At 34.9% G+C, this 11,175-nt stretch carries 11 protein-coding genes, 1 tRNA gene and 1 other RNA gene; 4 read left to right on the top strand and 9 right to left on the bottom strand.

Features of this window, described 5'->3' with window-relative positions; translation table 11 throughout:
* Nucleotides 1–488, bottom strand: a 488-nt coding sequence (locus ACGH4F_RS09265; protein ID WP_411590977.1) for an antiterminator Q family protein, incomplete at its 3' end; no start/stop codon positions are given.
* A gap of 287 nt (nucleotides 489–775) precedes the next feature.
* On the opposite strand from ACGH4F_RS09265, the gene ACGH4F_RS09260 reads away from it, so the two are divergent.
* Together ACGH4F_RS09260 and ACGH4F_RS09255 are read left to right on the top strand one after the other, a co-directional pair.
* Nucleotides 776–1,471, top strand: a complete 696-nt coding sequence (locus tag ACGH4F_RS09260) for an XRE family transcriptional regulator (RefSeq protein ID WP_065558733.1) — start codon at nucleotides 776–778, stop codon at nucleotides 1,469–1,471.
* Nucleotides 1,472–1,993: 522 nt separating this feature from the next.
* The gene (locus ACGH4F_RS09255) at nucleotides 1,994–2,275 is read left to right on the top strand and encodes a hypothetical protein (RefSeq protein WP_267359487.1); all 282 of its coding nucleotides are present in this window, start codon (nucleotides 1,994–1,996) and stop codon (nucleotides 2,273–2,275) included.
* Nucleotides 2,276–2,371: 96 nt separating this feature from the next.
* On the opposite strand, the gene ACGH4F_RS09250 is transcribed toward ACGH4F_RS09255, so the two are convergent.
* From ACGH4F_RS09250 to ACGH4F_RS09230, 5 genes are all read right to left on the bottom strand, one after another.
* Nucleotides 2,372–2,459 (bottom strand) — tRNA-Ser (locus tag ACGH4F_RS09250).
* Between the two features lie 71 nt (nucleotides 2,460–2,530).
* The gene (locus tag ACGH4F_RS09245) at nucleotides 2,531–2,620 is read right to left on the bottom strand and encodes a YnhF family membrane protein (protein ID WP_143425968.1); all 90 of its coding nucleotides are present in this window, start codon (nucleotides 2,618–2,620) and stop codon (nucleotides 2,531–2,533) included.
* Between the two features lie 25 nt (nucleotides 2,621–2,645).
* Entirely contained in the window at nucleotides 2,646–4,736 is a 2,091-nt protein-coding gene (gene prc, locus ACGH4F_RS09240) for a carboxy terminal-processing peptidase (RefSeq protein WP_267349685.1), read from the bottom strand.
* A 9-nt stretch (nucleotides 4,737–4,745) separates the two neighbouring features.
* Entirely contained in the window at nucleotides 4,746–5,708 is a 963-nt protein-coding gene (gene proQ / locus ACGH4F_RS09235; protein WP_411590975.1) for an RNA chaperone ProQ, read from the bottom strand.
* Between the two features lie 63 nt (nucleotides 5,709–5,771).
* On the bottom strand, nucleotides 5,772–6,128 hold the full coding sequence (locus ACGH4F_RS09230) for a DNA-binding protein (protein ID WP_065558735.1): 357 nt from the start codon (nucleotides 6,126–6,128) through the stop codon (nucleotides 5,772–5,774).
* A 177-nt stretch (nucleotides 6,129–6,305) separates the two neighbouring features.
* Here ACGH4F_RS09230 and ACGH4F_RS09225 point away from each other — a divergent pair, with 177 nt between their 5' ends.
* Both ACGH4F_RS09225 and rnpB read left to right on the top strand, forming a co-directional pair.
* Nucleotides 6,306–6,647 carry a helix-turn-helix domain-containing protein gene (locus ACGH4F_RS09225; RefSeq protein WP_411590973.1) on the top strand — a complete coding sequence of 114 codons (342 nt, stop codon included), beginning with the start codon at nucleotides 6,306–6,308 and terminating at the stop codon, nucleotides 6,645–6,647.
* Between the two features lie 356 nt (nucleotides 6,648–7,003).
* An RNA gene (gene rnpB / locus ACGH4F_RS09220) (RNase P RNA component class A) lies at nucleotides 7,004–7,392 on the top strand.
* Here rnpB and ACGH4F_RS09215 read toward each other — a convergent pair.
* The 3 genes from ACGH4F_RS09215 to rng form a co-directional block, all read right to left on the bottom strand.
* Complete coding sequence (locus ACGH4F_RS09215) at nucleotides 7,387–8,091, bottom strand: DedA family protein (RefSeq protein ID WP_267349689.1); 705 nt, start codon at nucleotides 8,089–8,091, stop codon at nucleotides 7,387–7,389. The genes rnpB and ACGH4F_RS09215 overlap by 6 nt on opposite strands.
* A gap of 26 nt (nucleotides 8,092–8,117) precedes the next feature.
* The gene (gene tldD, locus ACGH4F_RS09210) at nucleotides 8,118–9,578 is read right to left on the bottom strand and encodes a metalloprotease TldD (protein ID WP_411590972.1); all 1,461 of its coding nucleotides are present in this window, start codon (nucleotides 9,576–9,578) and stop codon (nucleotides 8,118–8,120) included.
* Nucleotides 9,579–9,672: 94 nt separating this feature from the next.
* On the bottom strand, nucleotides 9,673–11,148 hold the full coding sequence (gene rng, locus ACGH4F_RS09205; RefSeq protein ID WP_267349692.1) for a ribonuclease G: 1,476 nt from the start codon (nucleotides 11,146–11,148) through the stop codon (nucleotides 9,673–9,675).
* Nucleotides 11,149–11,175: the final 27 nt, after the last annotated feature.

Here is an 11,175-nt window from a genome sequence, read left to right as displayed (position 1 = left end):
GTTTGCATCGATAATGCACCAATAATGTAACTTTCACCACTACTTTTTATTTTTCGGATATTGCCTTCACTACAGGCCAAATCCTGCGCTATTTCACGTAAATTTTTAGGTTTGATAATTAATGTCGACGATATTTGTGTTTTGCTTGGTTCGATATAAAGATGATCATCCACGATCATTTCGTCTCCATAATAAAATTTAATTAAGACTTTTGCTTCTTCTTTTATTTTCGTAATTTTACTGTTTTTCATCGTCGAAATAATGCCATCTATTATTAACCCGTCTTTATCTAAACAGACCTGTTTATATTCCTTTTTTTGGGATTGATATAAACTAAATACTTTGCGTTGTTGATAGGCTTCTTTTCGAGCCCAATTACCCCAACGGGTTAATACTTGAGTGATATCATAATCAGCATTCAAACTCACTTTATTAAGCCATTGTGTCGGGTTTTGATATTGTTCAACATTGATTTGTTTTGCTAGCATTATTCACCTCAAGTAGTTTCATTTTATTAACGTTAAATTAATAACTAGTAAAAGAATTAATTATCAACATGTTTTCATTCATGTTTTATCTCTCTTTCAGTATTAAAGTTATTTTTTATATCTCTATTAGCACTGATCATGACAAAGATATTCTTGAAAAATTCCTTTCAAATAACTATTATTATTAATAATAACAATAGTTATCATAAAAATCAATAACCAATGTTATTTGAATAATGATAACTTGAGTTATACAATAAAGTACTTCATTACAATGGGATAAAAAAATGACGACATTTACAGAAAGATTAAATTCAGCATTGAAACAATCTGGTATGTCTCAACATCAATTAGCTGAAAAGGTTAAAATTAGTCAGCCCGCCATTCAAAAATTACTGTCAGGAAAATCCAATACATCAAGAAAAATTGTTGAAATAGCCAACGCGTTAAATGTTGATTTATTGTGGCTGACAAAAGGCATTGGCAAAGCGAAATTAACTAAAAATAGTGCCAATGCGACAATGTTAGGTGCTATCGATGAATGGGATAGTAAAACACCACTTGATGAGGATGAAGTTGAAGTGCCATTTTACAAAGATGTTAGGCTTTCTGCAGGTAACGGATTTGCTGATGATATTGAAGATTATAACGGATACAAACTGCGATTATCACGGTCAACAATGCGAAAATATGGAATTGATAAAGACTGTGCCGTATGTTTAACTGTTTATGGAGATAGTATGGAACCTGTTTTTAGAGACGGGTCAACTGTCGGTATCAATCAAGCAGACACTAATATTCGAGATGGAAAAATATACGCAATTAATCATGACGGGTTATTAAGAATAAAAATATTGGAAAGATTGCCTGGTAATCAAGTCAAAATCCGAAGTTACAATTCAGATTATGATGATGAAACTGTTTCTTTGGATGATATCACCATTCTAGGAAGAGTCTGGTGGCAATCATCGATATTGGATTGATCGACACATAACATTTACCGCTTCGGCGGTTTATGTTCCTACCATTATGCCCTAACATTTTAATTTTTTATCGTAACCTCATTTTTTATTACTTTTGTTATTGACTTTTTTGATAACTTATATTATCATTATGGTTATCAAAACTAATCAACTTACCATAAAGTTAGCAATACCACGAGTTACTAATGGGGTAACAAGATTCAAGTAGCTAGCAGGGGCTTACGAACATACTGCGGTTTTGATGAGATATTCAATACAAGTTTGTGTAAACCAATTTATTGAATATCTGACAACTGGAAAGACAGTAATATTCTACACCCTTTTGCCCCGAAATCGGGGCTTTTTTAGAGGTTAATATGACGAATAGAGATTTTGTTAAGATGAAAATAAAAGATCGTTTTCATCCTGATTATCAATTAACGAATACCGAGATCAAATTTTCATTATTTGGTATTTTTATTTTAATCTTGTTTGGATTATTGCTTTTTTAGTTGGAATAGATAAACAGCAACGAGGTACGTGATGCATCAATTACACCGATTAGTTGAAAACGCCTATGAAGCTAATTTTTGCAAAATGCTTGATAGAATTGAAAAACAAGATGCAAGAGATGAGTGGATCGATAAACGGGCTAGCGAACTTATAAAAAACTTTAGCAATGAGAATGACTGGCAACTTCTAGAATTAATTAAACTGAAACTTGATAATCACGCAGTTGATGCTGAGATTTATGATCAGTTCGTTTCGGATATTTGCTATTCTCAAGCAAGAGAAGAATCAAAAGCACAATTTAGTAACGTATAGATAATAAAAATTGATACTTTATAATCAATATCCTAAAAACTAAAATGTTGGATAACGCTGTTTTAAACGTAAAGTCCAGCAAAAATCGGGAAGAGATGGCGGTGAGGAAGGGATTCGAACCCTTGATACGTTGCCGTATACACACTTTCCAGGCGTGCTCCTTCAACCACTCGGACACCTCACCTAAATTATAAAGCCTGCTTTTCAAAAGCAGGCGCATACTATAATCGTCACAAAACAATTTTTCAAGTATTTTTAATTCATACAAACAATCACACCAAATGCAGCAATTAAACTGAGTATGGCAACTGTACTAAATAATGCATATTTTAAATTTGAACACATATTTTTATCTCCAATTTTAATTATTTTATTGATCAACCGAAATGTTTAATGGAATGACATCACTGTTTACTTGTTCTTTCGCAATTTTGGAATATTTAGGCGCAAAATCAAGCAGTATTTCAACAGCTTCATCTAAATAAGCATCGGGTCGTTTATAATCTTTTGGTAAGTCTTCTAATTTCGCAATTGGAGCCAAACCAGCACGACTCAAACGCTCATTCATGCGTTTCAAATCTCGGTCATCATCGCTCTTTTGTTCATCTTCACGATATTGTTTATTTAAAGAAACAATATAACGACTATCCTTTTTATCATTGAACCGTTTAATATCATCTTGAATGTAGATAAACTCAGGATTTTTGGCAATTCGAGCTAAATGGTTGGCTTTAAGTTCTGAAAATAAAGGTGCGATATTTGCAACTTTTGAATATTGCGCTGAAGGTATTTTATCCCATGGCAAAGCATTATCTAAATATCTTTCACCGGTTTCGTCAACATATTTTTCATTGATCATATCAATGTCAGGATCAACCCCTTTAAGTTGCGTACTCCCACCATTGATTCGATAAAATTTTTGAACAGTATATTGCACACCGCCTAATTCAGGCCAATCCGGATGTAATCTTGCATCTACCGGATAAGCTATATTTCGTGAGGTTTGCACCGTACCTTTACCATAAGTCGTTTCTCCAACAATCAACGCTCGACCATAGTCTTGCATTGCGGCAGAAAAAATTTCAGAAGCAGAGGCACTGTAGCGATTTATCATCACCACGATTGGCCCTGAATATTTGATACTTTCATTTTTATCATCATAAACATTGATTTTTTGTAAATTGTCACGCACTTGAACCACAGGCCCTGTATCAATAAATAGCCCAGTTAATGCAATAACTTCTGCTAAAGAACCACCGCCATTATCGCGTAAGTCGATAACAAGCCCTTGCAGATTATCTTGATTAGCTTGCGTTAATAGTGAATTGACTTTTTGAGTTAATCCTATATAAAAACTCGGAATTTCGATAACACCAACCTTCCCTCGTTGATTGTCGATAATTTTTAGTTTAGCTTCCCTGTCTTCAAAATGAATTTTATCACGTGTTAGTTCAACAATTTTAGGTTTGCTACTATTGCCTGCCGGTAAAATTTCGAGTCGGACAACAGTTCCTTTTCGCCCACGAATTTTTTCAACAACATCATCGAGACGCCAGCCAATAACATCTTCAATGGCTGAATTACCTTGTCCGACACCAATAATTTTATCACCAATGGTTAGTTGTTTACTTTTTTCAGCCGGTCCACCCGTTACAAAAGACATAATCTCGGTGTAATCATCTTTTTGACTTAAAGTGGCTCCAATACCTTCCATTGATAAATTCATCTCAGCATCGAAGTCTCGTTTCTTTCGTGGCGCCAAATAGCTGGTATGAGGATCAATTTCGCGTGCAAATGCATTCATAAACACTTGGAACGCATCTTCAGTTTTGGATTGTAACAATGTTTTTAACACACGATTGTAACGTTTAGTTAAAACTTCACGTATCTCTTTCTCATTTTTACCGGATAATGAGAGACTTAACTCATCATATTTGACTCGTTTATCCCAATAATTATCAAGCTCTTCTTCGGTGCTTGCCCATGAAATATCTTCTCTTTTAAAATCAATATTTTCATTAGTTGAAAAATCCATAGGGCGTTGTAAAACTTTTAAAGCATATTGAAATCGGTTATATCTTTTTTGAATAGAAAGATTATAAATGTCATAGGCCATTTTCAAATCGCCATCTAACAGCTCTTGACCTAACGACGCTTGTTTATCTCTAAAGCTATCAATATCACGCTGAATAAAAAAAGATTTATTGCCATCTAATAGTTTAAAATAGCGGTCAAAGATTTTGGCTGAAAATGCCCCATCTAAATCAAAATTACGGTAATGGGCTTGAGTAAAATAGTTAGTTACCCTATTTGCCACAATTTGATGAATTTGATCTTGTTTAAGCGTAGGTAATTGTTCTGTAACTGACGAATTAGTCTGAACTGCTTGGCAAACGATACTTGGACTAATAACACAAAGAACAAGTAACGATTTTCTTATACCTTTAAATAAATTACTCATTGCCATTCTCTATTGATTAATTATGTGCTCTGGTTTAACTGTTAGTTGCATACCTGAACCAACCTTCACTTTGATATGTTCTTTTTCAATATCAATGATCTGCACTTTTAATGGTTTATTGCCCAACGTAACCTTAACAAAATCACCAATTTTTAAAACTCTATTTTTTTTAGGTGGAGTATAAGCTCTTTTAGGTTTCGATTTGTTTTGTTTTTTAAAGTGCTCTTTAGCTTTACTTTTGCTCTCTTTAAGCTGTTGTTGTGCATAATCCATCTGTTCTTGGGTAATGACTTCATTGAGATTACCATCTAAATCAACACGATGCGAGCCAACTTTTATACTATATAAGTAACGCCAATTATTGGTATAAACACGTAAGGCAACACGTAGTTTCGTTTTGCTTAATTCTTGGTTTCCATCAAGACGTGAAAGTATGTCCTGAAATATGCCGATTTTCAAGGGTTTTGCTTCGCCCTCAATAGTAAAACAATTAGGAAATTGTTGGGCTAAATATACAATAATTTCTTTACTATTTGTCAATTGAAACTGTTTTTCCATCTGTTCTGCCGTAATAATTAAACTGTTGGGTTGTGAATGAATTGCGTTATTGTTTACTTTGGGTTGTTCCTTAAAGGATTCTATCGTTTTTTCTTTACTTTCTATTAGTTGTTGCTTAGCAAGATCCATCTGTTCCTGAGTTATGATTTCATGGGGATTACCGTCTAAATCGATCCGATAAACCCCAATTTTTATACTTTCTAAATAATGCTGACTATTCATGTAGAAATCTAACGCATCATTGAGTTTAGCTAAGCTTAATTTAGGGTTTTCATTTAATCGGGAAATAATGTCGTGAACAATGCCCTTTTTTAAAGGTTTGACATTACTCCCGAACGCAAAAGAATCTGGAAATTGCTTAACTAAATAAGCAATAATTTCGTCATTTGTTGTTAATTGAAATTGTTTTCCCATTTACTTTTCCGTAATAACTAAATTTTATAAGCGCTAAAGTATATATCAGCTAAATTAATAACACTAATCTTCTTTATTTTGTTTATTGATGAAACTGATGAAATCTTTTATACCATTTCGCATGAGCCATGAAGAGACAATCGATTGCTCATCGGGTGTCAATTGTTCAAAAGCAGTCATCCAAAGTTGAAGAGGTTCAATGGGTGAAATTACATAGCTTGCACTCTCTTCCTCAATATATAATGCTTTTTTGACATCTGACGGTAAACTTCCAATATGATATTCGACAGCTTTACCTCGAACACCTGAACGTTTACGTGCAGTCCATTTTTCAGCTCTTGCTTTTCGATTAATACCTTGTATTGTTGTAGGCATCCCTGCAATGCTTGACAGCTCTTTAGATGAGAACCATTCTTTCATTTTAACCATCCTAATTTTAAATAACCAGAAAAAAATACAGAAATTAAAGAAATCTTGTTATACTAAATAAGAAACGAGTTATTATTGCAAATTAACTTGAATAATGAAATTACTCGTTTCAGTAATTTTAGAGCATAGCATAGATAAAATAAGTTATAAACTAAGAGGGAACAAAAAATGGAAATAAAATTCAGCGATTGGCATCACGCTGATATTATAGCTGCACTAAAAAAGAAAGGGACAACACTATCTGAATTATCACGCCGATCGGGTTTTAGTTCGTCAACTCTTGGTAATGCGCTTGTTCGACCATGGACAAAAGGGGAATTTATCATTGCTAAAGCCCTTGATTTAGATCCGGCCGAAATTTGGCCTAGTCGTTATATTGATGCAAAAACAAATCAGCCAATTAAGCGTGTTGTTTATGAAAAGAAATTAAATTTTGAATCATCCGGTTTAAATCAAGAAATGATTGAAGAAATGATAGAAAAAATAAATAAAAATAATCAGGAAACTTAAGAAATATTTCAATGAAATATATAAAGATTAAGTTCATTTGTTTCTAAATTTTATGTATTGACTGATATTTTCAACAAAATTAAATTATTAAACTATATTAATTTTAAGTGACTTCTTATTTTGTTTAAAAATAGTTTTTTAGTTTAATTAGTGAATGAATTAGGGAGTATATGATTACTCAATCTTTTATTGTGACTTCGCAAGTTGCATCATTATTTTTAATTTAGTAAAACTAGAGATAAAAAATAGTTTAATTGAGTTTAAAAACCATTCTTTTAAACAGATATTCTTATTAGTGATGCTAAAATCATGATGCTGTGCTAGACAAAATGATACTTTACGCTATACTAATCTGCGAAATTAACCAGACAATCGCTGCTTTGTTTTAGTCCTTGTAAAAGTGGAGACAAACAGAGGGGAGGAAAGTCCGGGCTCCATAGGGCAGAGTGCCAGGTAACGCCTGGGGAATTTTGGCGTGAGCTAAAATTTACGACTAGTGCAACAGAGAGTATACCGCCGATGGCTTATAGTTAAGATCAGGTAAGGGTGAAAGGGTGCGGTAAGAGCGCACCGCGCAACTGGTAACAGTTGTGGCACGGTAAACTCCACTCGGAGCAAGGTCAAATAGGGATTCATTGGCGCGGCCCGCGTTGAATCCGGGTAGACTGCTTGAGCTAATGCGTGAGTATTAGCCTAGAGGAATGATTGTCCACGACAGAACCCGGCTTATCGGTTAATTTCAATTTTCTTCTTTTTGATTCTCAATTTCAGCGACATGCACTTGTTTCTTTTTGTTTAACCAACGTTTTAACGCCAGCCAAATAGAGAAGATCAAACCTAAAAGCAATAACAATACAGGAATTAACATTAAAAGTGACATGATCTGCTTCTCATAGGTTTTAAAAATCGGCGACAAACCGAATAGATAACCTAAAGTCACAATCAAGAAAATCCATAACGTTGCACTAATCCAATTATAAATATGAAATTTTCTACTATGTAGATTGGATAATCCAGCCATCATCGGTAATAATGTTCGTACAAAAGCAATAAATCGACCGATAAACAACGCTTGTAATCCATATTTATGGAATAAAACTTCGGATTTACGGTGATATTTTTCAGGCAGGTGTTCCATCCAACCTTTTACAATTTTGGTATTACCAAGCCAAAGCCCTTGTAAATAACCTAACCAAGTTCCCAGGGCTGCTGCTGCAATTAAGATGACATTGATTAACCCGAAATGGAAAACATCAAGACTAATTAGCACACCAGTTAAAAAGAGCAAGCTGTCACCCGGTAAAAAAGCTGCCGGTAAGACGCCATTTTCTAACAATATGATGACAAATAACATACCATATAATGTCCATAAGACATTTGGATTTGATAGTGTTGCAACATCCATATTAATAAAAGCTTGATAAAGAGTAATGATTGTTTCCATCTATTTTAAAATCCTATTCATCTAAGTTATTGGTGATTAATAGTACCACCTACAGTTAAATTATTCACTTTCAAAGTTGGTTGCCCAACACCTACCGGTACACTCTGCCCTGCTTTACCACAAGCACCCACACCAGAATCTAATTCAAGATTATTCCCGACCATTGATATTTGTTGCATGGTTTCGATACCGGAACCAATTAATGTTGCCCCTTTTACCGGCGTCGTTATTTTGCCTTTTTCGATTAAATATGCTTCTGATGTGGAGAAAACAAATTTACCAGAGGTTATATCAACTTGACCGCCAGCAAAATTTGGTGCATATAAACCATAATCAACACTACTGATAATTTCATCGAACGTTGACTTGCCTGATAACATATAGGTATTCGTCATTCGAGGCATCGGAAGACAATCATAGCTTTCACGGCGTCCATTACCTGTAGATTGAGTATTCATCAATTTTGCATTGAGTTTATCAAACATATAGCCTTTTAGAATGCCATTTTCTATCAGTACTGTTTTTTGACTTGGCGTTCCTTCGTCATCAATAGAAAGTGAACCGCGTCGATTTTCCATTGTACCGTCATCCACTATAGTACAAAGTTCTGAAGTGACTTTTTCACCTATTTTTCCTGAAAATACAGAGCTATTTTTACGATTAAAGTCACCTTCTAAGCCATGCCCCACCGCTTCATGTAATAAGACACCTGGCCAACCTGCGCCAAGAACAACTGGCATTGTTCCTGCTGGTGCTGGTTTAGCAGATAGTGAAACTAATGCTTGGCGTACGGCTTCACGTGTGTAGCTATCGGCAATGCTTTCCCCTGTTTTAGGGTGAATAGTTAAAAAGTAGTCATAACCAAAACGACCACCACCACCACTACTACCACGTTCACGCTTGCCATCTTGCTCGACAAGAACAGAAACGGATAATCTGACTAATGGTCTGATATCGGCACAATAAGTCCCATCAGTAGCCGCAATAAGGATATCTTCATAACTGCCAGTCAAACTCGCCGAGACTTCTGTAACTCGTGAATCAAGCGCACGTGCTAACTGATCGACTTGCCTTAATAAGGCTATCTTTTGATCTTGATAAAAGCCATTAATTGGATTAATTGACGGATATTTTAAGCTATTTTCCAATGTTTTAAGGGGAGTAATTTTAATTGGCGTTTGTAGAGTTGTAATGGAATTTGCTGCCAAAACACTCTGCTCTAAGCGATTTAAAGCAAGTTGATCGGTATAGGCAAACCCTGTTTTTTCACCAATGATAGCTCTAACCCCCACACCTTGATCACGATGATAAGAAGCATTTTTGATAATACTATCTTCGATTGCCCAACTTTCATAAAAGCCCGATAAAAAGTACAAATCGCCATAATCAATTTTTCTTGAACCTAACATATCCAATAAACGCATAATATCTGAATGATTTAGGTTATTTGGACAAAGTAGTCGTTCACTTACTTCAGTTACAATCATAGATTCCTTAATTAATATTTCAACTTTAATAATTTTTAAAGTTCACTTATTATCAATATATTGTTAATTATTAATATCTCAAGGCTTTGAAGCTTTACATTAATACCACATCATATTGTTCTTGAATATAAAGCGGTTCAACTTTGACTTCAACACGTTTACCAACAAACACTTTCACTTCTGCTAAAGCATGTGATTCATCATTATTTAAAGCATTAGCAACCGCTGCAGACGCATAAACCAATAAGTATTCAGAACGATGTGCTTTATGAACACGGACAATTTCACGCAATATTTCATTGCATACGGTTTCTACGGATTTGACGATACCGCGACCTTTACAGGCTGGACACTCTTCACATAAAATGTGCCCCAAACTTTCACGAGTACGTTTACGCGTCATTTCCACTAAGCCTAAAGTCGAAAATGAATTTACGGTCGTTCTTGCTCTATCTTTGGCTAAAAAATCTTGTAGTGATTGGAGCACTCGTTCTCGATGGACATCTTCTTGCATATCGATAAAATCGATAATAATAATACCACCTAAATTACGTAATCGTAATTGACGCGCAATAGCAATAGTTGCTTCGATATTCGTATTAAAAATTGTCTCTTCAAGATTGCGATGCCCAACAAATGCGCCTGTATTAATATCAATTGTCGTCATGGCTTCGGTTTGATCGATAATTAAATAACCACCTGATTTTAATTTAACTTTACGATCCAGTGCTCGTTGAATTTCGTTTTCTGTATCATAGAGATCAAATATTGGCGCACTACCTCGATAGTGCGTTAGCTTATCAGTAACTTCAGGCATGAATTCTTGCGTAAATTCAACTAATAGATCATACGTTAATTTTGAATCAACCAAAATGCGCTCAATAGGATCGCCAACAAAATCACGTAATACACGCTGAGAAAGTTGTAGTTCTCCGTAAACCAGATTTTTACTGATTGGCCTAGCCATACGCTCTTGTATTTTTGACCACAGTCGTTTTAGAAAATTAGCATCTTGTTCTAATTCATGCGCACTTGCACCTTCAGCTGCCGTACGAACAATAAAACCACCTTGATCGGTAACATACTGTTCAACAATTTTTTTAAGTCTATCTCGTTCTTCTTCACTTTCAATACGTTGAGAAGTCGCCACGTGAGCTGAGTTTGGACCGGGCATTAATACTAAATAACGAGAAGGTAATGTAATATCTGTAGTTAACCTTGCCCCTTTTGTTCCCAACGGATCTTTAACGACTTGTACCATCAAGTCTTGTCCTTGGCGAACAAGTTCAGAAATATCTTTAACTTGAAATTGCTCTTGCTCAGTATCCGATACACATTCCGTATGAGGCATAATGTCTGAAGCATGTAAAAAGGCTGCTTTTTCAAGACCAATATCAACAAATGCTGCTTGCATGCCAGGTAAAATGCGGATCACTTTACCTTTGTAGATATTTCCAACAATACCACGCCGAGATTCACGATCGACATGAATTTCTTGTAATACACCATCTTCAATATAAGCGACACGAGTTTCAGAAGGTGTTACGTTCATTAATAGTTCAACTGACATAAAGATTCCTGTTAAATAGATCGCTAA

The organism is Gilliamella sp. CG35, from assembly GCF_046635745.1.
Taxonomy (GTDB): Bacteria; Pseudomonadota; Gammaproteobacteria; order Enterobacterales; family Orbaceae; genus Gilliamella; species Gilliamella apicola_I.
This window is presented reverse-complemented; position numbering and strand designations above follow the sequence as displayed.